At 69.3% G+C, this 24,768-nt stretch carries 20 protein-coding genes; 11 read left to right on the top strand and 9 right to left on the bottom strand.

The window, feature by feature from the left end; genetic code table 11:
• Positions 1-170: 170 nt before the first annotated feature.
• Entirely contained in the window at positions 171-881 is a 711-nt protein-coding gene (locus BLS95_RS17195) for an HNH endonuclease family protein (protein WP_245765104.1), read from the bottom strand.
• Positions 878-2,179, bottom strand: coding sequence for an AAA family ATPase (locus BLS95_RS17190; protein WP_090932321.1), 1,302 nt, complete (start codon positions 2,177-2,179; stop codon positions 878-880). Before BLS95_RS17190 ends, BLS95_RS17195 begins: the two co-directional genes overlap by 4 nt.
• A gap of 512 nt (positions 2,180-2,691) precedes the next feature.
• Here BLS95_RS17190 and BLS95_RS17180 point away from each other — a divergent pair.
• Entirely contained in the window at positions 2,692-3,846 is a 1,155-nt protein-coding gene (locus BLS95_RS17180) for an RtcB family protein (RefSeq protein ID WP_090932319.1), read from the top strand.
• An 11-nt stretch (positions 3,847-3,857) separates the two neighbouring features.
• Here the strand turns inward: BLS95_RS17180 and BLS95_RS17175 are convergent, their stop codons facing one another.
• Positions 3,858-4,673: an SDR family NAD(P)-dependent oxidoreductase gene (locus BLS95_RS17175; RefSeq protein WP_090932317.1), complete on the bottom strand. Its 816-nt coding sequence runs from the start codon at positions 4,671-4,673 to the stop codon at positions 3,858-3,860.
• Positions 4,670-6,079 (bottom strand): DHA2 family efflux MFS transporter permease subunit, encoded by a 1,410-nt coding sequence (locus BLS95_RS17170; RefSeq protein WP_090932316.1) that lies wholly within the window; start codon positions 6,077-6,079, stop codon positions 4,670-4,672. The genes BLS95_RS17175 and BLS95_RS17170 overlap by 4 nt, the downstream gene beginning before the upstream one ends.
• 78 nt (positions 6,080-6,157) lie before the next feature.
• Here BLS95_RS17170 and BLS95_RS17165 point away from each other — a divergent pair, with 78 nt between their 5' ends.
• Positions 6,158-6,790 carry a TetR/AcrR family transcriptional regulator gene (locus BLS95_RS17165; RefSeq protein WP_090932313.1) on the top strand — a complete coding sequence of 211 codons (633 nt, stop codon included), beginning with the start codon at positions 6,158-6,160 and terminating at the stop codon, positions 6,788-6,790.
• A gap of 38 nt (positions 6,791-6,828) precedes the next feature.
• On the opposite strand, the gene BLS95_RS17160 is transcribed toward BLS95_RS17165, so the two are convergent.
• Positions 6,829-8,298: an AAA family ATPase gene (locus BLS95_RS17160; protein WP_090932311.1), complete on the bottom strand. Its 1,470-nt coding sequence runs from the start codon at positions 8,296-8,298 to the stop codon at positions 6,829-6,831.
• Between the two features lie 404 nt (positions 8,299-8,702).
• Here BLS95_RS17160 and BLS95_RS17155 point away from each other — a divergent pair, with 404 nt between their 5' ends.
• Genes BLS95_RS17155 through BLS95_RS17140 form a run of 4 tightly spaced genes read left to right on the top strand, consistent with a single transcriptional unit; the run spans position 8,703 to position 12,610 of the window.
• Positions 8,703-10,439, top strand: coding sequence for a discoidin domain-containing protein (locus BLS95_RS17155; RefSeq protein WP_090932309.1), 1,737 nt, complete (start codon positions 8,703-8,705; stop codon positions 10,437-10,439).
• A gap of 17 nt (positions 10,440-10,456) precedes the next feature.
• Entirely contained in the window at positions 10,457-11,302 is an 846-nt protein-coding gene (locus BLS95_RS17150) for a DUF1996 domain-containing protein (protein ID WP_176993234.1), read from the top strand.
• Positions 11,303-11,358: 56 nt separating this feature from the next.
• The gene (locus BLS95_RS17145) at positions 11,359-11,940 is read left to right on the top strand and encodes a DUF305 domain-containing protein (protein WP_090932305.1); all 582 of its coding nucleotides are present in this window, start codon (positions 11,359-11,361) and stop codon (positions 11,938-11,940) included.
• A 10-nt stretch (positions 11,941-11,950) separates the two neighbouring features.
• Entirely contained in the window at positions 11,951-12,610 is a 660-nt protein-coding gene (locus tag BLS95_RS17140) for a phosphotransferase (protein ID WP_090932754.1), read from the top strand.
• A gap of 73 nt (positions 12,611-12,683) precedes the next feature.
• Here the strand turns inward: BLS95_RS17140 and BLS95_RS17135 are convergent, their stop codons facing one another.
• Complete coding sequence (locus BLS95_RS17135; protein ID WP_090932303.1) at positions 12,684-13,304, bottom strand: phosphotransferase; 621 nt, start codon at positions 13,302-13,304, stop codon at positions 12,684-12,686.
• Between the two features lie 407 nt (positions 13,305-13,711).
• Between BLS95_RS17135 and BLS95_RS17130 the strand changes: the two genes are divergently transcribed.
• A complete protein-coding gene (locus BLS95_RS17130; protein ID WP_090932301.1) occupies positions 13,712-15,400 on the top strand; it encodes an ABC transporter ATP-binding protein in 1,689 nt (562 codons plus the stop codon).
• Between the two features lie 3 nt (positions 15,401-15,403).
• A complete protein-coding gene (locus BLS95_RS17125; protein ID WP_090932299.1) occupies positions 15,404-17,164 on the top strand; it encodes an ABC transporter ATP-binding protein in 1,761 nt (586 codons plus the stop codon).
• 428 nt (positions 17,165-17,592) lie between these two features.
• Here BLS95_RS17125 and BLS95_RS17120 read toward each other — a convergent pair whose 3' ends face one another.
• Together BLS95_RS17120 and BLS95_RS17110 are read right to left on the bottom strand one after the other, a co-directional pair.
• Positions 17,593-19,185 carry an alpha/beta fold hydrolase gene (locus tag BLS95_RS17120; RefSeq protein WP_143043748.1) on the bottom strand — a complete coding sequence of 531 codons (1,593 nt, stop codon included), beginning with the start codon at positions 19,183-19,185 and terminating at the stop codon, positions 17,593-17,595.
• 499 nt (positions 19,186-19,684) lie between these two features.
• Complete coding sequence (locus BLS95_RS17110; RefSeq protein WP_090932293.1) at positions 19,685-21,772, bottom strand: S9 family peptidase; 2,088 nt, start codon at positions 21,770-21,772, stop codon at positions 19,685-19,687.
• Between the two features lie 43 nt (positions 21,773-21,815).
• Between BLS95_RS17110 and mshB the strand changes: the two genes are divergently transcribed.
• Genes mshB through BLS95_RS17095 form a run of 3 tightly spaced genes read left to right on the top strand, consistent with a single transcriptional unit; the run spans position 21,816 to position 23,658 of the window.
• Positions 21,816-22,721 carry an N-acetyl-1-D-myo-inositol-2-amino-2-deoxy-alpha-D-glucopyranoside deacetylase gene (mshB, locus tag BLS95_RS17105; RefSeq protein ID WP_090932291.1) on the top strand — a complete coding sequence of 302 codons (906 nt, stop codon included), beginning with the start codon at positions 21,816-21,818 and terminating at the stop codon, positions 22,719-22,721.
• A gap of 11 nt (positions 22,722-22,732) precedes the next feature.
• On the top strand, positions 22,733-23,146 hold the full coding sequence (locus BLS95_RS17100; protein WP_090932289.1) for a DUF6113 family protein: 414 nt from the start codon (positions 22,733-22,735) through the stop codon (positions 23,144-23,146).
• Positions 23,147-23,163: 17 nt separating this feature from the next.
• Complete coding sequence (locus BLS95_RS17095) at positions 23,164-23,658, top strand: flavin reductase family protein (protein ID WP_176993233.1); 495 nt, start codon at positions 23,164-23,166, stop codon at positions 23,656-23,658.
• Positions 23,659-23,741: 83 nt separating this feature from the next.
• On the opposite strand, the gene BLS95_RS17090 is transcribed toward BLS95_RS17095, so the two are convergent.
• Positions 23,742-24,758 (bottom strand): hypothetical protein, encoded by a 1,017-nt coding sequence (locus BLS95_RS17090; protein WP_143043747.1) that lies wholly within the window; start codon positions 24,756-24,758, stop codon positions 23,742-23,744.
• Positions 24,759-24,768: the final 10 nt, after the last annotated feature.

Raw genomic sequence — 24,768 nt, 5'->3', positions numbered from 1 at the left:
TGCCCTTGCCTGGCCGAACCACGGGATCCGGCGAACCCCAGCACCGGTCACCCCGGCTGAGGACCGGGGCGGGCATGCGGCTCCTCACGCAGAGGTCGCCTGAACCGGCACCACGTTACAAGTGCTCACTGAGGCCCCATCCCGATGCCCATAGCGGAGATTCGCGTGGATTACGGTCGCGATACGTGGAGAGCCTCCAAAACCTCCGGACCGCCCAAGACGATGTCCGCGCCAGGATTCGTCATGGTCCGATACATTGCGTGCAGCACATCGGCGAACGGCTGCTCGTGGAGGGCGTTCAGCATCTTGACCGCGTCCCGCCCGTTTCCAGAGTTCTGCAGACGGAGATAGTCCCGAAGCATCGCCTGGCACCGCGGGAAGGCGAGCTCCCTGCCTCTGCGCAGATCTGCGCGGTTGAGCTGAAAGACTTCGATCGTCGCCTGCCCCTTGGGTGTATTCCACCGATACGTGCCAGTCGACAGAATCAGCCTGAGGTGATCAAAAGGGTCGTCCATGGTCGGATCAATGAGTAAAGGTGCTCCGGCACTGTCGACCGGAAACAGCTCCCGCTTGGCATTGCTGTTGCAACATGAGCACGCCAGCAAGTGGTTCATCCAGTCGAACGTGCGGAAAGGCGACAACTTGATCGGTTCAAAGTGGTCGATATCAGTGCCTCGACTGTCGCCACAGTACATGCACCGCTCTATGGCTGCCGACATCCGACGCAGCGTCAAACGAAGCTGCTCTCGTTCTACGGAAGCGCCACGCCAGGCTCGACGGGCAGCACTTGGACCGGCGTCTGTGATCTTAAGTTGTTCCGTTCGAGTGAACAGCTTCAGTGCCAGGTCGGCGTCCAGACTCGCACGGTTGATGCGGATCAATCCTGTCTCCCCAGACGCGAGGATACTTCGTCCACGCGCGCCGAAAGTGAACTCTCCAGCATTTTGCTGAGCTCTCTATACTCTTCGATCTCTGCTTCTGAGGCAGACCCGTTCAGGACCTTGTCCTCGAGATCGCCGAGATGTCGCCGGATATCTTCAGCCCGTGTCGAATATGGACTGTCGACGCCGAAGAGCTCCGTCAGGATCGCGTCGTCGCCGGAGCCGAACACGACCCGCTCATAGAGATTCTGATCGACCACGTGTGCTGACTTGGGTTCGTTCGGGCCGGGAAGCGCGATAAGGCCATTTGGATCGGCCGTCTGGCACACGTACGGGCTGTGGGTGGTCACGATGAACTGCACTAGTGGAAAGTGGCTCGTCAGCCACTCGCCGATTCTCTTCTGCCAGCCAACATGGAGATGGTTCTCGATCTCATCAATCAGGATCACACCTGGATAGGCAAGCGTCGGCGTATCACCCTGGTAGGTGACCCGCAGACTGCCGTACGCCAGGTGCATCTGCCTGATGATGTCGACAACGACAGCCGTGACCGTTCGATATCCCTCGCTCATTTGCCGGAGGGGAGTCTCCGCACCATTGTCCCTCCGCAGCCACAACCCATCGGAGTCGACGCGAACGACCGTATGGCCGTCAGGAAGCATCCCATCGGTCAACAATGACAGCACGACATCCAGCAGTTCGGCGGCGCCGGCGCGCCCCTCCAGTCGATACAGATGCTGCTCGATCAGCCAACCAACGCCCTCGACGAGGCTGACGTCCTGGTCGAAGAGGGTGCGCAATCCAGCGTACATAGCGGAACGCGACGATTCTCCGTGGCCGAACGCGGCGGGCGAGAGCCTACGGAACGGCCCGTAGCCCGCGAAGAACCATCCTTCACCCGGACCAAAGCGGAGGGCCTTTACCCCCTGCCTTCTCCCATGTGAGCCGGTGGACCGCTGAGGAACATAAGGATGGCCTTCGTCATCCCATCGCAACTCAAAGACTTGCTCCCCGAAATCCAACCCACCGTCGAACTCCGAATCCTGGATGACCGTGACGCCAATACGTGCCTGTTCGCCCTTCTGCCTGCCACTCCAAACGTCCCAGTCTCGTATGAAGTAATCTCCGACGATCCCCAGGGCGATCGCCTGAAGGATCGTCGTCTTCCCGGAGCCATTCCGCCCGGCTAGAACCGTCCACCCCGCATAGGATCCGTCTGGCCTGTCAAAGCCGAGCGCCACCTCCCGGGGTCCGGAGAATCCACGGACCCTTTGGATGACAAGTTTTGATATATACATGTTGATCCCTCTTCCCGGGTCTGCACGTCATCAACGCACTCTACGGGAATCGAGCCGATGAGCTTCTAAGGGCTACATTCTGGCTTGGATCCATCTTTGCGTCCACAGGAACCAAAGACTGCCGGATGACCACGCGGTAGTGGCCAGGCGTCTGACCCAGCGCTATCAGCTCAGGCCATGCAGAGCATCCAAGGCTGCGACCCCGAGTGAGAGACGGCGATGCCAGGGCTGCGAGCCGCTATGCCTTCGTGAGAACGTTCATGCTGGTCCCGCTGACGAGGTCACGCTTGTCGATCAGACGGCGGAGCGCTGGGCGCTGTCGGCACGGAAGATGTGGTGCTCGGAGGCCGAGATTCCGTTGGTCGGCTGGGCGTAGAGCAGCGGTCGAAGGGGCCAGGGTGCTCTGCGAGCTCGCGGCGCGTACAGGTGTAAACACCACATTCGATAAAATAAGTGGGATTTCCCTGCTGGTGGCGACACACTGATCAAGAACCAGTGAGGAGATTCCTTCTATGCCGAACCAGCCCGCACCGAACCTGCTGTCGTGGGCCAGCGAGATCGACGAAGGCGCGATCATGCAGGCCGCCCGTACAGCCCGCCTGCCGTTCGTCTCCGGACACGTCGCTCTCATGCCCGACGCGCACGTCGGCATCGGTGCGACGGTCGGCTCGGTCATCCCCACCGAGAACGCGATCATTCCCGCCGCCGTCGGCGTGGACATCGGGTGCGGAATGGTGGCCACGGAGACCACGCTCACGGCCGCCGACCTGCCCGAGACGCTGGCCGCGCTGATGCCGATGGTGGAGCGCCGTATCCCCGCCGGGGTGGGCAAGGGGCATGACGACCCGTCGGTGGACCGCGCGCTCAGCGACCTCGGTCTGCCGCACACCGATCTCACGCCCAAGCAGAGCAAGAAGGTGGCCGACCAGTTCGGCACCCTGGGCTCGGGCAACCACTTCGTCGAGGTGTGCCTGGACGAGCGGGACCACGTCTGGACGGTGCTGCACTCGGGGTCGCGCGGCATCGGCAACCAGCTCGCCCAGTTGCACATCGTCGGTGCCAAGAAGCTGATGAAGAAGCAGGCCGTCGGCCTGGAGGACCCGGACCTGGCCTACCTCGTGCAGAGCACGCCTGAGTTCACCGCCTACATCGAGGACATGCTGTGGGCCCAGCACTACGCCATGGCCTCGCGGGCGCGGATGGACAAGGTGCTGATCAACGCCCTGTTCCGGGTCGTCGGCAAGGGGCAGCGGGTCCGTACGATCAACTGCCATCACAACTTCACCCAGCAGGAGACGCACTACGGCAAGTCCCTCTGGATCACCCGTAAGGGTGCCATCAAGGCCGACGTCGGTGACGAGGGCGTGATCCCGGGCTCCATGGGCACGCGGTCGTACATCGTGCGCGGGCGGGGGAACCCGGAGTCGTACAACTCCTGCTCGCACGGCGCGGGGCGGCGCATGTCGCGGACGAAGGCCAAGCGGGAGCTGTCCGTCGCCTCGCTGACCAAGGCGATGAGCGGCCGCACCTGGAACGCGGACCGGGCCGCCGCGCTGGTGGACGAGCACCCGGAGGCGTACAAGTCCATCGACCAGGTCATGGCGGACCAGCAGGACCTGGTCGAGGTACGGCACACGCTGCGGCAGATCTTCAACTACAAGGGGTGAACGGGCGCGCTTCACGATGAGGGCGCTGGTGGGGTGCCAGGGGGTAGCGCGGCGGACGGTGTGATCAACTTCAGCGTGAGGTCGTGCAGGCGGGACGCCGCCTGGCGGTCGAAGGCCGGGGTGGTCACGCTGATCCGCCGTTCGCGCACCCACGCGCTGAGCGGCTCGGCGGGCGGCTCGTCGATGAGGGCCACGATCGGCTTGATCCCCTCCTCGACCGGCAGCCCGTTGCGCTTGAGCGCCGCGACGTGGGCGGCGGTCGCCGCGTCGTACTCCCCGGCGAGGCTCGTCGACACCCCGCCGGGATGCATCAGCACATACCTCGTACGGCCGCCATGCCGGGCCGCGAACTCCACCCCCAGCAGGTCGTTCGCCTTGCCCGCCTGGAACTGGGCGGTCACGCCGTCGTACGCGCGTTCCAGCATGGGATCGTGCCACCGGATGAGGTTCGTCGGCTGCCCCGGACCCGACACGTTGACGATCAGGCCCGGCCCGTTCAGCCCATGGCTGAGCAGGAAGCGGCTGAGGTAGTCCAGCGCGAACGTGCCTTCCACGCCGTCCGCCGTGACGAACCGGTTCGTCCGGAAGTATCGCGCGCACAGCACGAGCACGTCCACCGCAGGGAACTCGGCGTTGACCGTCTCGATCACCCGCTGGTTCTCGCTGATCAGGCTCAGATCGGCCGGGATGAACGTGGCTCCTGGCAGCGCCTTGGACCGGTCCCTGCCCACGATGACGACCGTGTCGCCGCGTTCGAGGTAGGTGCGCGCGAGCGCCCGGCCCATCCCGTCGGTGCCACCGGTGATCAGCAATGTCTTCTTCGTCATGAGGTCCTCACCGGCTCTTCCGTGGTGTTCCGTGGTTGTGGTCTCCCGGGCAGGAGCGGGATGGCGGCCAGTACGATCACGATCATGGCGACCGCGAACCAGTAGACGCCGTGCAGCCCGGCGACCACGTCGCCCGAGGTCTGGATGATGAGCGTGACGACGGCGATGCCGAGCGCCGCGCCGAGCTGGTTGAGCATGTAGAGCACCGAGCTGCCCTGCGCCACCAGCGGCGGTGGCAGCGTGCGGTAGAGCGAGCCCATCGTGGGGGCGCTGAAGCAGCCGCTGCCCAGCCCGACGCCCAGCGCGGCCAGCACCGTCCAGACCTCCGGCGTGGTGGCCTCGACCTGGGTGAAGGCGAAGGCGCTGAGCGCGGCCAGGACCGCGCCGCCGGTGGCCAGCCCGCGCGCGCCGAGCCGGTCCGACAGCCGCCCGGCCAGCGGCATCGCGATGGCGCCGCCCAGCCCGACCGGCGTCATCAGCAGCCCGGCGGCGAGTACGTCGTGGCCGTGTGCCTGCTGGTAGTACAGGGGCAGGGCGAACAGGGAGGCGTAGAGGGCCATCCCGCCGAGCCCCATGATGGTCACGCTCGCGGTGAAGCCCCGGTTGGCGAACAGCCTCAGGTCGATCACCGGGGCCTGGGACCTGGCCGTGTGCCCCCCGTACCCGATCAACAGGGCGACCCCGGCGCCCAGCGGGAGCAGCGCCTGCCAGGCGGCGATCCCGCCCTGCTCGGCGGTCTGTGACAGGGCCAGGACGACGGCCGCGAACCCGGGGCCGAGCAGCGCCAGCCCCATGACGTCGAGCCGGCCGCCCGCCGGGGCGCCGGCCCGGTCGTCGGCGGGGATGACGCGCAGGGCGAGGAGCCAGGCGACGGCCCCGACCAGCACGCTGAGCAGGAACATCCAGCGCCACGACAGGCTGCCGAGCACCGCCCCGCCCGCGATCGGCCCGAGCACGGGACCGAGCGAGAGCACCACCCCCATCAGCCCCATCACGCGCCCGGCCCGGTGCGGGCCGGCGGCGCGGGCCAGCAGGATCAGTACGAGCGGGTCGAGCAGCCCGGCCCCGAAGCCCTGCACGACGCGGAAGACGATCAGGCTGCCGACGTTCCAGGACAGTCCGGCGGCCAGCGAGCCTGCCAGGAACAGCAGCAGCCCGGCCAGCCACAGGCGCCGGCCGCCGTAGCGGTCGACGGCCCAGGTGGTGAAGGGGATGGTGGCCGTGACGGCCAGCAGGAAGCCGGTGGACGCCCAGCCGATCGTGCTCAGCGAGGTGCCGAACACCGTGGCCAGGGTGTCGGTGGCCACGGCGGCCATCGTGCTGTTGAGGATGCCCAGCAGCCCGCCGAGCAGGATGACGCCGATCATTCCCAGGAGACGTCGGTCAAGGCGATCCGTTGAACTCATGGGTTCAAATTAGTTACCTCATGGGTCCGGGCGCAACCCGTGCGTCCATGAAGTTGAACCAGCCGGTAAAGTAGGGGCATGACGACGACCTCGCGGGGGCGTATCGACAAGCGGCAGGCCATCTTGGAGGGCGCGTTCGCCGTGTTCGCCCGCCAGGGCTACGCGCAGGCCGGCGTGCAGGACATCGCCGACGCGGCGGGGGTGGCCAAGCCCACGGTCTACAACCACATGACGGACAAGGCCACCCTGTTCAGGAACGCGCTGGAGGCCACCGCGCGGGCCGTGCTCAACGAGCGGCTGGCCGCGCTCGAACCGCTCGCCGATCCCGGTGACGACCTGCGGGCCACGCTCGACGACGTCGCGTACAGGTTGCTGGTGTCGTACACCGACGAGCGCTCGTGCGCGTTGCGCCGGCTGCTCTACACGGAGATCACCACGTTCCCCGACGCCCTGGACCTGGTCAAGGAGCACGGTCCGCAGCGGCTCAACGAGGCGCTGGCCGACCGGCTGGCCCGGCTCACCCTGGCCGGCCGGCTACGCGCGACCCATCCCGATCTGGCGGCCGAGCAGTTCAGCTCCCTGCTCGCCGGCCCGCTGGAGGCCCGTACGCAGATGGGGACCCGGGTGATCGACGACGCCGACCTGCGTACCGTGGCGCGGGCGGCCGTACGGACCTTCCTGCGGGCCTGGGGGCCGGAGCAGGAGGGCTGACCTGCGGGGTGTGCACAGGTGCGTCCTGGTGTCCGCGGTCATTCCCCCGTATACAGGCGGGTCAGGTCGACGAGCTCCACGTCGGCCCGCCCGCGGGCCAGCGCCACCAGGTCGTCGGTGAATCCCGAGCGTGCGAACAGCAGCAACTTGGGCTGCTGGTCGACCTTGTCGTCGGGCAGCAGGGCGCGTAGGTGCTCCAACCGCTGCAACTGCGGCACGTCCATGGGTGTGAGGGTGCCCTTGGCCTCGCCGATCGCGGTGATCCGGTCGGTGGCGAAGGAGCTCGTCTCCGTCACGACAAGGTCGAGCTCGTGTCCCCGGCGGTGGGCGCGGCACGGGATCTCGCTGGGGCGTACGGCGCTCGCCGTTCCGTTGAGCGTGTCACTGGAGGCGTGCAGGAAACACCACTGCCTGGCCAGGTCCTCGAAGTGGGGGCCGTAGATCTTGGCGGCGACCGTGTCGGCGCTGGTCCGCCAGACCCGGGCGGCCTGGCCGCTGACCAGTTCGGGCTCTCGTCGTTGCGTGACCAGCTGGTGCAGCCGGACGATCGGTTCGGCGACCTTGAACACGCTGCGTTTGTCCCGTAGCGCGTCGTCGACCTGTTCGACGAGGCCGATGCTCTGGAGCGCGGTGAGCAGGTGCGCCATGGCGCTGGTCGGGCGTCCGAGCGCGGCGGCGATCTCGGAGCGGCGGTGGTTGCCGGCGCTGATGGCGGTCAGCGTGGCGGCGTACGAGGTGGGATCGGAGATGGACGGCTCCTCGCGCAGCAACAGTCCGCCCTCGCGGAACATCGCGGAGGCCGGATTGAGCAATCTTCGCTGCACCCATCGCTCGAAACCGTCGCGATCGGCCGGCCCGGAACCGCCGCACATCTCCAGGTACGCGGGTGTGCCTCCGACCAGCGCGTGCACCCGGAAGGCCAGCTCCGGATCATCCGTCAAACCCCAGAAGGCACTCGCGTCGCGAAACCCGAAGGGCCGCACCACCAGTTCCAGCACCGCCCGGCCACGGAGCGGGGCGCCGCCGCCGAGCAACTGGGCCATCGTCGTGAGAGCACTGCCGCAGAGGATCAGGCGCGTACGGGTCCGCTCTTTCGCGTGCCCCGTCGGGCTGAGCGCCTGCTGCAGATAGGAGGGGAGCGCCGGAGTGACGGAGACGAGGTAGGGGAACTCGTCGATGATCACGGGTGTGGCGCGCTCCTCGCCGAGACGGAGCAGCTCGTCGAGCCCCTCCCGCCAGCCGCCGAACGCGACCGGCTGTCGCAACCCACGGTGGGCGGCGTAGGCGGCGCCCAGGTCGGCCAGGTTCTGTGCCTCGGTCTGCTGGGTCGCGCCGAACATCAGGCCACCGGTTTCCTGGGCGAGCAGTTCGAGCATGAGGGTCTTGCCCTGGCGGCGGCGGCCGTACACGAGGCCCATGGTGGCTCCCGGGGCGGGTGACGAGACGAACTCGGCCAGCTCGTCCCACTCGGTGTCGCGGCCGAAGAGCCGCTCCGGCTTCCTGAGCATCGCCCCTCCGGGAATATAGGTTGAACTATGATAGGCACAACTATCATAGTTCGACATGGCGCGAGCCGCGCCCGTGTCCGGTGACCCGTCCGGCCCCCGCGGCCGCGCGGGAGAGCGCTCCCTCATGAGTCACTCGATGGCGTGTCGTCGCGGTCAAGGCGGCTGCGATTTCGCAGGTTTCTCAATGTTGGGAGGTGAGTGCTGGACTTGGGTGCGGGGATGTCATTTGCGCTGGTGAACGGGTATTAGTGCTCTCCGATGGCTCCGGGGAGGGCGGTTCGGTGGGAGTCAGGGGGGTTTCGGGAAGGTTAACCGGGACCTTGACAGGGGTCAGTGACGCGAGCACGCTCGCACTGAGGGAGCGCTCCCCGAACTATCGCCGCCCACCCCCGGACGGAGACGTCGTGAGTCCACCCCCCGCCTCAGGCGTACGGCGCCTGGGGACCCTCCTCGCACTCCTCCTCACCCTGTTACTCGCCCTGTCCCTCACCGCGGTGCCGATCGCGTCCGCCGCCGCCGACCCCCTGCTGTCCCAGGGCAGGCCCGTCACCGCCTCCTCCACCGAGAACGCCGCCTTCCCCGCCACGGCGGCCGTCGACGGCAACCCGGGCACCCGCTGGTCCAGTGCCTTCGCCGACCCGCAGTGGATCCAGGTGGACCTCGGTGCCACCGCGACCATCTCCCAGGTGCAGCTCACCTGGGAGGCCGCGTACGCCACCGCCTTCCAGGTCCAGGCGTCGGCCGACGGCACCTCCTGGACCAACCTCCACACCACGACCTCCGGCGCCGGCGGCGACCAGACGCTGACCGTCAGCGGCTCCGGCCGCTATGTCCGCGTGTACGGCACCCAGCGCGCCACTCCGTACGACTACAGCCTCTGGGAGTTCAAGGTCTACGGCACGACCGGGGGCGGCTCCGGCGGCGAGCGGCTGCTGTCGTACAACCGGCCCGGCGTCGCCTCCACCTCGCAGCACGACGGCGCCTGCTGGGAGTGCACCCCGGCCAGGGCGTTCGACCTCGACCCGGCCAGCAGGTGGGCCACCAGCGGCACCACCGGCTGGGTGGACCCGGGCTGGATCTACGTGGACCTGGGCGCGACCGCCCAGATCAGCAGGGTCGTCCTGCAGTGGGATCCGGCCTACGCCAGGTCGTTCCAGATCCAGGTGTCGCCCGACGCGGCCACCTGGACGACCGTCTACAGCACCACGACGGGCACCGGTTTCAAGCAGACGCTGAACGTCAGCGGCTCCGGCCGCTACGTCCGCATGTACGGCACCCAGCGCGCCACTCCCTACGGCTACAGCCTGTGGGAGTTCCAGGTCTACGGCACCGGCGGCAACCCCACCGCTCCGCCGGCCCCGCCCAGGGACCCGGCCAACCCGCCGGTCCTGGTGTGGAGCGACGAGTTCAACGGCCCGGCCGGCAGCCGGCCCGACGCCGCCAAGTGGCGGGCCGACCCGGGCACCGGACCCAACAACGAACTGGAGTACTACACCAACCACGACAACGCCGCCATGAACGGCCAGGGACAACTGGTCATGGAGGCACGCAAGCAGGCCACGCCCGGCTCGGCCTGCCCCCGGGATCCGCTGACCGGCAGCACCACCTGCCAGTACACCTCGGCCAGGATGAACACCGGCACGAAGTTCCACTTCACCTACGGCCGCGTCGAGGCCCGGATCAGGGTGCCCAAGGGCAACGGATTGTGGCCGGCGTTCTGGATGATGGGGGCCGACTTCCTGACCGGGCGGCCGTGGCCGTACAACGGCGAGATCGACATCATGGAGGTCCTGGGCAAGGACGTGAAGACGTCCTACTCGACCGTCCACGCGCCCGCGTACAACGGCGGGGGCGGCATCGGGGCGCCGTACACGCTGCCGAACGGCGCGGACTTCTCCGACGACTTCCATGTCTGGGCCGCGAACTGGGACAGCAGAGGCATCGTCTACACGCTCGACGGGCGGACGGTGCTCACGCTGAGCAAGGACCAGGTGGAGCAGACACGCGGTCCGTGGATCTTCGACCACCCGTTCTACATCATCCTCAACCTCGCGGTCGGCGGCGACTGGCCGGGGCCACCCGATGCGGCCACGCCGTTCCCGGCCCGGATGCTCGTCGACTACGTGCGGGTTTACCAATGATCGCCAAGGGAGCCGCCATGCTCGCCAGACGACTGCTCGCCCTCTCATCACTGCTGCTCGGCCTGCTCGCCATCGTGCCGGCGCCGGCGCAGGCAGTGCCGATCGTACGGGTGGCGGAGTTCCTCGCCGACTGCCCGTTCAGCCACCGGCTGCCCGACGACCCGATCGTCTTCCCCGGCCTAGCGGGCGCCTCACACATGCACAGCTTCTTCGGCAGCCGGGTCACGAACGCCCACACCCAGCTCAACGACCTCCTGAACGGCGCCACGAACTGCAACCCGGCCGTGGACAAGTCGTCGTACTGGGTGCCGACCCTCTACCGGGACGGCGCCCCGGTGGAGCCGGCCATCGTCACGTTCTACTACCTCGGTGAGGGCGTTCGGAGCGACATCACCGCCCAGATCCAGCCGCTGCCGCTGGGGTTGCGGATCGTGGCGGGCAACGCCAAGGCCACCGGGCCGGACAGCACGACGATCTCCCGGTGGTCGTGCCTGCACGCAGGGCACGTGGGCGCATCTAAGGACTTCGTGAACTGTCCGTCGGGCACGATGCTGGAGTCGTACCTGGACTTCCCGCAGTGCTGGAACGGGCGGGACCTGGACTCCGCCGACCACAAGAGCCACATGGCCTACCCGGTGAACCAGGCGTGCCCGGCCTCGCATCCCGTACCGGTGCCGAAGCTGCGGCAGGTGATCCGTTACCCGGTGAGCGGCGACCCGTCGCACTTCCGGTTGGCGTCGGGTGGCGGATTCACGATGCACGGCGACTTCTTCAACGCCTGGCCGGCGGCGGAGATGGAGCGCCGGGTGCGTGACTGCATCCGGCCGATCATCAAGTGCGGCGCCGACGGCCGGCCGTCCTGAGCAATGACCCTCGCCCGGGCGGCCCGGCCGCCCGGGCCCGATCAAGTGGAACGCCAGTGATCCGGGCCTTCGTGTTCCTGCTGCTGTCCGTCCTGCTCCTCGGCTGCTCGGCCGCCGCCGGGGCGCCCCCCTCCGCCCCGACCCCCGGTACGGCTTCCGCCCCGAGCTCTGGTACGGCCTCCGGCGCGCGTTTCACCACGACCGATGTGGCGTGGTTGCAGCTCGCCGATGCCCTGCATGCCCGTGCGCTGCCGTTGCTGGCGCTCGTGCCCGAGCGCTCGGGCGACCGGGAGCTGGCCGAACTGGCGGTCCGGCTCAGGAAGGAGCACGAGACCGGGCGCGGGCGCCTGCGGGCTCTGCTCGCGCGGACCGGGGTCACCGGCGAGAACCCGCATGCCCAGCACGACATGCCGGGCATGCCCACCGCCGACGACCTGCGGGCCCTGACCGCCCTGCGGGACGACGCCTTCGACCGGCGGTTCGTCACGCTGGTGCGGGCGCATCTGGACCAGCTCGTACTGGTGGCCAAGGGCGAGCAGACCTCGGGAGGCGCGCCCGAGGCGCGGAAGCTGGCGGCCGCCATGGAACGTGACCACGCCGCCGCGCTGGCCGAGCTGGAGCGGGCCGGCGATCAGTAGCCTCGAACGCATGGAGTTACTGGGGTCGGGGCGGAGCGCCGACGTGTACGCGATCGACGAGGGTCGGGTGCTGCGCCGCTACCGGTCCGGCATCGACACGCGGCGCGAGATCGCGGTCATGGCGTACGTGGGCGCGCGCGGCTACCCCGTACCCGAGGTCTATCCCGGAGACGGGCCGGTCACCGATCTGGTGATGGCACGGTTGTCCGGGCCGACGATGTTCAGGGCCATGATCGAGGGGACGATCACGGCCGAGGAAGCCGGGCACACGCTCGCGCGGCTGCTCCTGCGGCTGCACCGGATCCCGGCCCGGGTGTCCGCCGACCCCGGGGACCGGGTGCTGCATCTGGACCTGCACCCGGAGAACGTGATGCTGACGCCGCGCGGTCCGATGGTGATCGACTGGTGCAACGCCCGGGAGGGTCCGCCCGGGCTGGACTGCGCCATGTCGGCGTTGATCCTCGCGCAGGTGGCGGTGGACGGCGAGAGCGCGCTGGCCCCGGCGGCTCGTGCGGGGCTGGTCGCACTGCTGGACGGGCTCGGTGCGGCCATGGACTTCACCGGCGCGCTCGACCGGGCCGGCGCACTTCGGGCCGCCGACCGGGGGGTGAACGAGCGGGAGAAGGGGCTCATTGACCAGGCCGTGGCGCTGGTCAGGGAGCTGCGGTAGGCCCGGTTCGGGCGCCCGCGTCCACGAGGGTCATCTCGTCGGGGCGACAGCCGGGTCAGAGCCGGCGACGGGGTCACTCCGTCCAGGCGGCGGTGGTCTCCAGGCGTTGCCGCCAGAGCTTCTCGCCGCCGCCGCCCGGCTCCCAGCGGGCGCAGAAGTCGATCAGGCTGTGGCAGCGCTCCACCATGGCCGCCTGGCGTTCCGGCCATTCCGGCACGAGGTCGCCGTACGCGGTGAAGAAGTGCGGAAGCAGGGGCACGTGCTCCGGGTGGTGGCTGCGGACGATCCACTCGCACCACGCCAGGTCCTCGATGGGGCGGCCGGGGTGGGCCCACTCCCAGTCGAGGATCGCGGTCGCCTCGAACGTGGCCGGGTCGAACAGCAGGTTCTGGGGGCCGTAGTCGCCGTGCACGATGCCCAGCCGGTGGATGCGGGCCAGCAGGCGGCCGCATTCGGTGAGCACCTCGATGGCGCGGCCCTCGTCCAGGAGGTCCTGGCCGTGGGCGCCGGAGACGAAGCGGGTGGTCAGGCTCGTCTCGGTGACCTGGTGGACGCGGGGAACCGGGAGGCGACCGCGCAGGCGGCGCAGGTATCTGCTCTCCGTGCTCAGCCTGAACGCCGCCTCCGGACCCTGGTAACACTTGATCACCAGGGTGCCGTCGCCGAACGTGCTGTTGGTGTACCCGTGCTTCACAAGGGTCGATTCTGGCCTACCGGCGGCCCTGCCGGAGGCCCCGGCGCGCGGTCGGAGGCAGGACCGATACACGATGTAAGGCTGGGACAAAAGGCCCAAAGAGGCGGAAATCGCGGACCCGAGGGAGCTGAACGGGGATGGCCCAGGGAGGATCGTCCCGGGCGGCGGGTGCACCTTGTAAAGATCCCTCATGTTCCCGCTGTCCTGTGTGTGGTGTGGCGGATATCACTGGTGGGGCGGATGGTAGATATTGGGTTCGTTGAGCCCTTGCGTGGATGGCCGTGTGGGTGGGGTTTCGGGGGCGTTCGAGTGGGCTGGGAGGAGCTCGGATCACGGCGTCGCCGGGCTTCCTAGCTGGGGAAAATGGTTTGCCGGACAGCGGGCGGACAGGCCAGGCTGGTGAGGCTATGCGCTCCCTTCCCGACGCCGATCCCGGCGTGCCCGACATCCGCAGCCCGATCCGCTATCTCTGGTGGAACGCACGGCGTCAGGCGCCGTCCCTGTTCGCGGGCATCAGTTTCGCGACCCTGTGGTGGCTGGTGCAGGCGTTGATGCCGGCCGTGCTCGGGAAGGGCATCGAGGCCGTCACCGCCAAGGACACCGGGGCCCTGGTGAGGTGGGCGGCGATCCTGTTCGGGCTGGGGCTGGTGCAGGCCTTCACCGGGATCATGCGGCATCGCATGGCCGTCTACAACTGGCTGGCCGCCGCCTACCGTACGGTGCAGCTGACCACCAGGCAGGCCGCCAGGCTCGGCGCCACGCTGCCGAAACGGCTCTCGACCGGCGAGGTCGTCAGCGTCGGCAACTCCGACATCGCCCATATCGGCAGCTCCATGGACATCCTGCTGCGCGGCACCGGCGCGGTCGTGGCCATCGTCACCGTCACCGTGATCCTCATCTCGACCTCGCTGCCGCTGGGGCTGCTGGTGCTGTTCGGGGTGCCGCTCATGGCCGTCGCCGTCGGCCCGCTGCTGCGGCCGCTGCACCGGCGGCAGCACCACCAGCGGCAGCTCACCGGCGACCTGTCCACCAGGGCCGCCGACATCGTGGCCGGGCTGCGGGTGCTGCGCGGCATCGGCGGCGAGCAGGTCTTCGCCGAGCGCTACCACGAGGAGTCGCAGCAGGCGCGGCGGGCGGGCGTACGGGTGGCCGGGGTCGAGTCGGTGCTCGAAGGCGCCCAGATCGTGCTGCCCGGCGTCCTCATCGCGATCGTCACCGGCGTCGGGGCCTCGTTCGCCGTCGCCGGGGACATCCCAACCGGGCAACTCGTCGCGTTCTATCTCTACGCGGTGTTCCTGATCGGGCCCATGCGCACGCTCACCGAGGCCGCCGACAAGATCACCAAGGGCCATGTCGCGGCCGGGCGGGTGATCCGCATCCTGTCCATCGAGCCCGAGATCACCGGTGGCACGGCCGGCAGCGAGGGCGGGGTGCTGCGCGACTCCTACAGTGGTGTCACCCTCCAGCCCGGCGCCCTCACCGCCTTGGCCGCCGCCAGTCCGGAGGACGCCATCGCCGTCGCCGACCGGCTCGGCCGCTACGCGCCCGGCGACGTCACCTTCGGCGACACCGAGCTCGCGGCCCTGCCCGTCGCCGACGTACGCTCGCGGATCCTCGTCGCCGACAACGGCGCGCGGCTGTTCACCGGGAGGCTGCGCGACGAGCTCGACGTGCGTGGCAGCGCGTCCGACGAGCAGGTCCGCCAGGCCCTGCACGCGGCCTGCGCGCTCGACATCGTCGAGGCCCTGCCCGACGGGTTCGACGCGCGGGTGGCCGAGGCCGGGCGGGAGTTCTCCGGCGGGCAGCAGCAGCGGTTGCGGCTGGTCAGGGCGCTGCTGGCCGATCCCGAGGTGCTCATCCTGGTCGAGCCCACCAGCGCCGTGGACGCCCACACCGAGGCCCGCATCGCCGACCGGCTGGGCAAGGCCCGTGCCGGCAAGACCACGCTGGTCTGTACGACCAGCCCGCTGGTGCTCGACCGTGCCGACCACGTGATCTACGTGGAGGACGGGCGGATGCTGGCCGAGGGCACGCACCGGCAGTTGCTCGACACCTCGCCCGCATACGCGGCGACCGTCACTCGTGGGGAGGACTGACTCATGGCCCGCGAAATCCTGCCGGTCGCCGATCAGAAACAGGTGCGTGCCTACGCCAGGCGGCTGACCCTGAAATACCCGCGCCAGCTCGCCCTGGCCCTGACCCTGCACGGGCTAGCAGCCGTCTCCGGCCTGGTCGTGCCGTGGCAGCTCGGCGCGCTGGTGGAGGACGTCCAGTACGGCCGGCAGGTCAACGTCGCCGTCGTGGCCGCCGCCATCGGCGCCTTCCTGCTGTTGCAGGGCGCCCTGATGCGGTACGCGGTGCTGGCCTCCGCCAGGCTCGGCGAGAGGGTGCTGGCCGAGTTGCGCGAGGAGTTCGTGGCACGGGTGCTGGGGCTGCCGCTGTCCACCGTCGAACGGGCCGGGTCCGGTGACCTCATCACCAGGACGTCCCGTGACGTGGACTCGCTGTCGCGCACCGTACGGCTGGCCGTGCCCGAGACCTTGATCGCGCTGGTCACCTTCGTGATCACGCTGGGCGCGTTGTTGCTGGTCAGCCCGTCCCTCATGCTGCCCATGCTGATCGCCGTGCCGGTGATCTACATCTCCACCCGGTGGTACCTGAAGCGGGCGCGCGACGGCTACCTCCGCGAGAACGCCGCCTACGCCGACATGACGGAGGGCCTGGCCGAGACCGTCGAGGGTGCCAGGGCCGTGGAGGCGCTCGGGTTGCAGGCCCGGCGGCGCACCCGTACCGACGACGACATCCGGCGTTCCTACTCCGCCGAGCGTTACACCCTCGGGCTGCGTACTTTGTGGTTTCCCGCCGTGGAGCTGGGCTACGTGATCCCGGTGGTGGCCACGCTGCTGGTCGGCGGGCTGTTCTACACCAACGGGTGGGTGCAGCTGTCCCAGGTGGCCACCGGCCTGCTCTACGCCCAGCAGTTGATCGATCCGCTGGACAGGTTCCTGATGTGGATCGACGAGTTGCAGGTGGGCGGGGCGGCCATGGCTCGGCTGCTCGGGGTGGCCAACGTGCCCGACGACCGTACGACCTCCTCCGCCGCCCAGCCCTCGGGGGAGGCGCTGGAGGCTTCCGACGTCCGGTACGCCTACCGGGAGGGGCGCGACGTGCTGCACGGCGTCTCGCTCACCGTGCAGCCCGGGGAGCGGCTGGCCATGGTGGGGCCCTCGGGGGCCGGTAAGTCCACGTTGGGGCGGTTGCTGGCGGGCATCCACGGGCCGCGTACGGGGCACGTGTCCGTCGGCGGGGTGCCGCTGGTCGAGCTGCCCCTGGACGACCTGCGCGGGCACGTCGCGCTGGTCACCCAGGAGCACCACGTGTTCAAGGGGACCGTACGCGACAACCTGCTCATCGCCCGGCCGGACGCTGACGACCCGGCCGTGCTGAAGGCGCTTGAGGCGGTGGACGCACTCGACTGGGTGCAGGGGTTGCCGTCCGGCCTGGATACCGAGGTGGGCTCCGGAGGACTGGCCGTCTCACCCGCCCAGGCACAGCAGCTCGCGCTGGCCCGGCTGGTGCTCGCCGACCCGCACACCCTCGTACTGGACGAGGCCACCTCGCTCATCGACCCCCGGGCGGCCAGACATCTGGAGCGCTCCCTGGCCGCCGTCCTGGACGGGCGTACGGTGATCGCCATCGCGCACCGGCTGTACACGGCCCACGACGCCGACCGGGTGGCCGTGGTCGAGGACGGACGGATCAGCGAGCTGGGCTCGCACGAGGAGCTGGTGGCGGAGGGCGGCTCATACGCAGCCCTCTGGGCCAGCTGGCACGGCACCCCCACCTCCACCCACTCCTGACACCGGGACCCGACGCACGCCGTCATGCAAGGCCCTGGCGGTGAGGCCCCGCTTTCGCCGCTCCTGATGTTGGGGTCGACGTTCGCCGTTGCGTAGGTCTTTGGCGGTAAGGCTCCGCTTTTGCTGTTCTTGATGTTGGGGTGGGCGTCCGGCGTTGTGTAGGGCTTTGGCGGTGATCCACCCAAGTCGACCACACCCCAGCCTGACCACATCCCAGCCTGACCACACCCGCCTCACCCCGGACAGCATCACCCCGGACACCATCACCCCGGGACACCATCACCCCGGGACACCATCACCCCAGGCACTTCACCTCAGAACCATCACCCCGGCACAGCCACGCCCAGCACAGCGGGCCCCAGACACCTCTCTGGGCGCCGCAACCCCCAGCACAGCGTGGCGGCTTAAGGGGGAGGGTGGTGTGGGGGTCAGCAGGCTGTTTTCTTTGGGGGGAGGGTGGCGTTGGTGAAGTAGCGGTTGATGTGGGTGCGGGCGCAGGGGTTGGTGCCGTAGAGGGTGTGGCCTGGGCCGTCGTGGTGGATGGTGGTGCTGCCCGGGACCTGGGACAGGACGCGGTCCACTGCGTCTGACTCGCCCCAGGCGCCTGCGCCGAGCAGGGGCGGTAGGCCCTTGGGGAGGGGGGCCGGTGGGTTGGTGACGGGGACGGGCCAGCCGATGCAGCTCAGGGTTCCGGAGGCCAGGGTGTTGGCGGTGCCGGTGTTGGGAGCGGCCTGGAGGACGCGCTTGGTAGTGGCGATCTGCTCCTTTCGGGTGGCGAAGCGGGGCCAGTCGGTGCATTCGGTGACGCCTGTTGTCTGGTCCGGATAGCGAGCGCCTCTGGCCGGCACGAAGTCGGAGGCGTCGCCGTCGGCGGACTTGCGGATGGCCTCGGCCAGCTTGGGCCAGGCCGAGGGGCCCTGGCGGGCCAGGAACAGGGCGAACGACTGGAGGTCGCGAGTCCTGTAGGCCACGTTGGGGGTCTTGGTGGGGATGGGGGTGCGGGCCGCTCGGGCGATCACTTTGCGCCAGAGGGCGGGTATGTCCCGGCAGTCGTTGGTGGCGCACCAGGTGAAGAAGCGCTGCATGTGCTGCTCGTTGGACTTGGCCATCTCCACCAGCTCGGTGGTCCAGTCAGGGGCGCTGTGGCTCCACGTGCCGTCGAGGACCATCGTGCGGACGTTGCCGGGGAAGAGGCGAGCGTAGGACTGGCCGTAGAAGCCCGCGTAGGACGCGCCGTAGAAGTTGAGCTTGTCGTCGCCCAGGGCCTTTCTGATCGCCTCCATGTCCCTGGCCTGGTCCGCCGAGCTCATATTGGCGAACAGCTCGGGGTCTTTGAGGCGGCAGGCCTCGGCGTAGCCGCGGTTGGTGTCGGACAGGCGGCCGAAGTCGGCGTCGTCGGCGGGGGAGTCGGGGATGGGGATGCGGGTCCAGGCACACTGCAGGCCGGTGCTGAGGCCCTGGTGCTGCTCGCCGTATCCGCGGGTGTCCCACGTCACGATGTCCATGCGTTTGCGCAGGTCGGTCCACCAGTTGGCAGCGGCGGTCTGGGTGAGGGCGATGCCGGGGGCGCCGGGGCCGCCGTAGGCCAGCAGGACCGAGCCCTTGGAAGGGCCGGGGCCGGTGGCCTTCAGGCGGCCCAGCTTCAATGTGATCTTGCGGCCGTCGGGCTTTCGCCAGTCAACGGGGACCTGGAGGTCGGTGCACTCCATGCCGATCTTGTCGTTGGGGCATGGAGTCCATGCTTGTGCGGCCCTCCCGGTGGTCCGGGTGGCAGTGGTCCTGATGCCGGTGGCGCCAGTGGTGACGGTTTCAGCCTCGCCGGTTTCAGTGGTGCCCGTCCTGGTGGCGCCCGTCCTGGTGGTGCTCGATCTGGTGGTGATGGTGCCGGTGGCGCTTGTGTCGGTGCCGGTGGTGATGGTCCCGGTGGTGGTGGTCGTGGTTTCGGTGGCTCCTGTGGTGGCGGCTGGGGGGTTTAGGCCCAAGGTCAGGAGGGTCAGGGTGGTGGTGAGGGGTTTCAGCATGCCGCTCACGATGCCGGAGCGGTGGGTGGGCTCGCGTCGGACCAGGGTTTGGTCTTGGGTGGTGGTAGATCAAACCACGGGTTGACGGACCAAGGTCCGATCCGGAAACGGACGGTCCCCAGGGCCGGCTAGTCGTTTGGACACCTGTCCTGGTGGGCTCCAGGAGAGGTGGACCAGCCGTGGCCTGGGGGACGGCTCGTGCTGGGGGACGGCTCTGCCGAGGGATGCCTGGTGCCGAGGGATGCCCCGTGCTGGGTGATGTCCCGTGGTGGGGCATCCCAAGGCTGGGGGCATCCCCGTGCTGAGAGACGTCCCGTTCTGAGGGCGTCCCCGTGCTACTGCGGTCCCGTGCTAATGGGGTCTCGTTCTGAGGGCGTCCCGTGCTAATGGGGTCCCTTGCTGGTGGCGTCGCGTGCTGGTGACGTCCCCTGCTGGTGTCCCGTGGTGGTGGGTTTCCGGTGGTGGTAGGGGTCCTGTCAGGGGGGTGAGGTGGATGGCGTCAGGGGTGGTCGGGCCAGGGGCCGCCCAGGGACTTCTTGAGGAAGTCCACCTGGAGCAGGAGCAGGTTCTCTGCCACTACCTCCTGGGGCGTCATGTGGGTGACGCCGGAGAGCGGGAGGACGGTGTGCTGGCGTCCGGCCGCGAGCAGGGCCGACGAGAGGCGCAGCGTGTGGGCGGCGACCACGTTGTCGTCCGCGAGGCCGTGGATCAGGAACAGCGGGCGTTCCAGCTTGGCGGCGTCCGCGAAGAGTGAGGACTTCTCGTACACCTCGGGCTGTTCGTCCGGGTGGCCCAGGTAGCGCTCGGTGTAGCACGTGTCGTACAGGCGCCAGTCCGTCACCGGCGCACCGGCCACCGCCGCGTGGAACACGTCGGGACGGCGCAGCACCGCCAGGGCGGCCAGGAAGCCGCCGAACGACCAGCCGCGGATGGCCACCCTCGTCAGGTCGAGGTCGTCGGGGTATTGCTCGGCCACGCCTTGCAGGGCGTCGATCTGGTCATCGAGCGCGGGGGACGCCAGGTCGTTGAGCACGGCCCGCTCGAAGTCGACGCCCCGGCCGGGGGTGCCGCGCCCGTCGGCGAGGATGACGGCGAAGCCCTGCTCGGCGAACCACTGGCTCTCCAGGAACGCGCCACGCCGGTTGAGCACCCGCTGCGCGTGCGGCCCGCCGTACGGGTCCATGAGCACCGGCAGCCGTCGCGAGCCCTGCTCGTGCCAGGAGGGCAGCACCACGGCGGTGGCCAGCTCGCGACGGCCGGAACGGCCGAGGGAGACGCGCAGGTCGAGGCCGGGACGTTCGGCCACCGAGGGGATCGGCACCGCCACGCCGTCGCGCCGCACCACCGTGGTGGACACGCCCTCGGCGTCGAGGCTCTGCTCGGTCAGCACGCCGACCCCGCCCGACATCCGCCCCGAGAACACCCCGGAACGGGTCGAGACCGGCAGCAGCGAATGCCCGTCCCAGGTCCACAGGTGGATCTCGGTCGGATCGCCGCTCGCGCTGAACAGCACGCTGTCGTGGTCGACGTCGAGCACGGCCCGCACCTGCAGCGTGGGGGGCGTGACCGGTCGGTCGCCGACGAACAGGCGGTGGCCGCCCTCGGAGTTGGCCACCCAGACGAGCGAGCCGTCGTCGAGGTGCGCGGGCACGCCCGCGACGATGTCGACCCAGGCCGGGTCGGTGTCCTCGCGCACGAGCGTGGCCGCGCCGGTCGCCGGGTCGACCGTGAACAGCCGCATCGTCCGCTGGTCGCGGGTCAGCGTCACGATCGACAGCGCGTGGGAGTCCCAGGCCGCCGTCGTCAGGTATTCCTCCGCGTACGGCACCGCGACCCGCGACCCGTCGAGCCCCAGCACGTAGAGCTCGGTGACGGCGTTGGGCGTGCCGGCGGCCGGATAGCGCTGGACCGTCGCGGGCCGGGCAGGGTTGGCCGGGTCGGCGATGTGCCAGGTGCGCACCGGGGCCTCGTCGGCCCGCTCGACCAGCAGCGCGTCGCTCGACGGCGCCCACCAGTAGCCCCGCATCCGGTCCATCTCCTCGGCGGCGACGAACTCGGCCAGCCCGTACGTCACCGTCTCCGACTCCGGCGTGGCCAGCGCGCGGTCCCCGCCCGTGACCAGGTCCTGGACGCGCAGGGTGCCCTCGGTGACATAGGCGACATGCCGCCCGTCGGGAGAGAGACGGGGATCGATGACCGCCCCCGGCGTCTCCAGCCGCCGAACCTGGCCGCTCGCCAGATCCACGACGTGCAGCCCGCCGGACAGCGCGAACGCGGCCCTGGTGACCCCGGAGTCGGTGGCGTAGGCCACCACGCCGCCCGCCGCCTCCCGGCTGCGCTCACGCCTGGCCCGCTCCTCCGGCGGCAGATCCTCCCCGTCGTCGGCGAGGAGCCCGCGCGGATCCACGACGAGTCGCTCGACGTGCGTCTCCGTGTCGAGCTCCCACAGGCAGGTGACGGAATCCGTGCCCGACATGGTGCGCAGGAAGATCACCCGGCCACCGTCCGGGGAGATCGTGAAGCTCCTGGGCACGCCGAGGGTGAACCGGCGGGTCCTGGCAGACAGACGGGGGAAGCTTTCACTCATGGGGCAATCCTGCCAGCAATCCCGTCGTTGTTACTCTCGGGGCATGACTGAGCGACGGCTCCTCCTCGTGCACGCCCACCCTGACGACGAGTCGATCGGCACCGGCGCGACCATGGCGAAATACGCCGCCGAGGGCGCCCACGTCACGCTGGTGACCTGCACTCTCGGGGAGGAGGGCGAGATCATCCCCGAGGAGCTCGCCCACCTGGCCGCCGACCGGGACGACGCGCTCGGACCGTACCGGATCGGCGAGTTGGAGGCCGCCTGCCGGGCGCTCGGCGTCGCCGACCACCGCTTCCTCGGCGGGCCGGGACGCTGGCGGGACTCGGGCATGATGGGCGTGGCGAGCAACGATGCCCCGAACGCGTTCTGGCGTGCCGACCTCGACGAGGCGGCCGGCGAGCTGGTCAAGGTCATCCGGGAGATACGCCCCCAGGTGCTCGTCACGTACGACGACAACGGCTTCTACGGTCACCCCGACCACATCCAGGCGCACCGCGTCTCGCACAGGGCGTTCGAGCTGGCCGCGAAGGAGGGCTTCGGCACGGGCGAGCCGTGGCAGATCGCCAAGCTCTACCACACGGCCGTTCCCAGGTCGGTCATGCGCCGCTCGGCGGAGGCGCTGAGCGTGGCCCAGGTCGGCTTCCTGCTGGAGAGCGTGGAGGACATGCCGTTCGGCTGCGTGGACGAGGACGTCACCACCGAGATCGACGCCCGCGGGTGGCTGCGGCACAAGCTCGACGCCATGCGCGCCCACGCCACCCAGATCACCGTGACCGACCCGTGGTTCGCCCTGTCCAACAACGTCGGGCAGGAGGCGATGGGGGTCGAGCACTTCACCCTGGCCCTCGGGGTGCCGGGGCCGCCGGTGCCCGGGCCGCCCGTGGAGGCCGGGGGCCTGGGGGAGCCGTACACCCGCGAGAACGATCTTTTCGCGGGCATCGACTAACCTCATTCGACATGGAACATCGCAGCCAGGCCGAGTCGGCCCTGGGCGGGGCGGCGTACGGGATGCTCTTCGTGCTCGGGGTCGTCATGGGAGTCGTGGGCGGGTTCACGCATCCGGTGTGGCAGTTCGGCCCGCTCCCGGTCGCGGCCGGGGTGTGGGTGCTGGCGCTGTTCGGGGTGTGCCTGGCGGCGGGCAAGCTGATGCGTGCCCGGCTCGGGGCCTTCACGACGGCGGTCGGGTGGCTGCTGGTGACGATGCCGTTCACGCTGCAACTCCGGTCCGGCGATCTGGTGATCGCTCAGGGGGCTGCCGGATACCTCTACTTGTACGGGGGCTTGGCGGGGCTCGTCGCGGCCTACTTGCTTTCGCCCTCGTCAAGCAGCGGATCATGGTTGTTGCGTGGGTATCCGAAGAATCCTCTGTAGCGGCATAAAGTAATTTCGTGCATTCGATCGAGCGGCATGCGGATCCGGAAACGTATCGCAAGGTCATCGGCCGTTTCGCCACCGGAGTCGCGATCGTCACGACCAGGCTCGGTGACGTGGATCACGCCATGACGGTCAACTCCTTAACCTCCGTGTCCCTCGACCCGCTGCTCGTGCTGTTCTGCGCGGAGAAGGTCTCCCGGTTTCACGGCGCGGTGCTGGAGGCCGGGGTGTGGGGCGTGTCCGTGCTGCCCGCCTCCATGGAGGACGCCTCGCGGTTCTACGCCCACCGGGGGCGGCCGCTGAACGGGCAGCTCGCCCGGTGGCCGCATCATCGAGGAAAGTCGGGGGTGGCGCTGTTCGACGGGGCCATCGCCACGGTGGAGTGCGCCACGACGGCCGTACACGACGGCGGGGACCATTCCATCGTCGTGGGCGGGGTCACCGCGCTGGGAACGCCGTCCGAGGGCGCGCCGCTGATCTACCACGGAGGCCGGTACAAGAGCCTCTAGGGGCCGCCGGTGCGGCGGGACCCCGGGCATGAGCCGGGCCAGGCACGTGGGGCCTGGCCCGGCTCATCGGTCACGTCTCCGCGTCACTGGGCGGGAGTGGTGGCCGTTTCCGTGGGGTCGGTGGTCGCGGTGTCGGTCGGGACGCTGGTGTCGGTCGGGGACGCGGTGTCCGTCGGGAAGTCAGTGGGCTCCTCGGTCGGCAGGCCGGTCGGCTCCGCCGGCGGACACGTGGGGATCTCCTCCGTGGGCGCCACCGTCGGGGACACAGTGTCGGTGGGAAGGCCGGTCGGCGTCTCGGTGGGGGTCTCGGTCGGAGTCTCGGTGGGGGTCTCGGTGGGGGTCTCTGTCGGGGTCTCTGTCGGCGTTTCGGTCGGGGTCTCGGTGACCGGCGGCGAGGCCGTGTCCGTCGGGACGTTCGTCGGATCAGTCGGTACGGCGGTCGGATCCGTCGGCTCGACGCTCGGCTGGCAGGTGAACGTCACCGTCGGGCCGGGAACCGGCACCTGCTCGGTCACCGTGACCGTCGGCAGGGGGATCATCTCGACGCTCGGTTTCCCGCGCTTCTTGTACGTGCCCCAGCCAAGCCTCTGCGTGGCCTGGCCCTCGCCTGCGGTGACCGGGATGTCGGTGTCGGCCGTCTTGCACGACCTGCCCCGGCACACCCGCTGCTTCACGGAGAAGAAGGCCGCGCCGGCCGAGGTGATGGAGACATCCAGGTAGGAAACGCCCCTGCGCTTGACCACCTTGGTCGTGGCGGCGTAATCCTCGGTCGTGGGCGTCGTCGTCGGGGTCGGACTCGGAGTCGGCTCGGTGGTCGGCTCGGTGGTCGGCTCTGTGGTCGGGTCTGTGGTCGGGTCTGTGGTCGGGTCTGTGGTCGGGTCGGTGGTCGTGAAAGCCACTCGCGCGCCTAGCACGTTGACGCGGCCGTCAGAGGATGGGAGGGGATCGGACGCTGACGTCTGGGTGATCGCAATTCCGCCGGCGCCTGCCAGTGCGACGGTGCCGAGTAGCGCGCCCAGGATGGAGAATCTCATAATCCTGCTCTTTGTGGGAGATTTCAGGACATTGGGATGCTTATCCAACTTGTCAAGATCGGTCAAGGGTGAGACG

Origin of the sequence: Nonomuraea jiangxiensis, assembly GCF_900099965.1 — a bacterium.
Lineage (GTDB): Bacteria > Actinomycetota > Actinomycetes > Streptosporangiales > Streptosporangiaceae > Nonomuraea > Nonomuraea jiangxiensis.
Note: the sequence above shows the minus strand (reverse complement) of the source record. Positions and strands in the feature narration are given on the sequence as shown.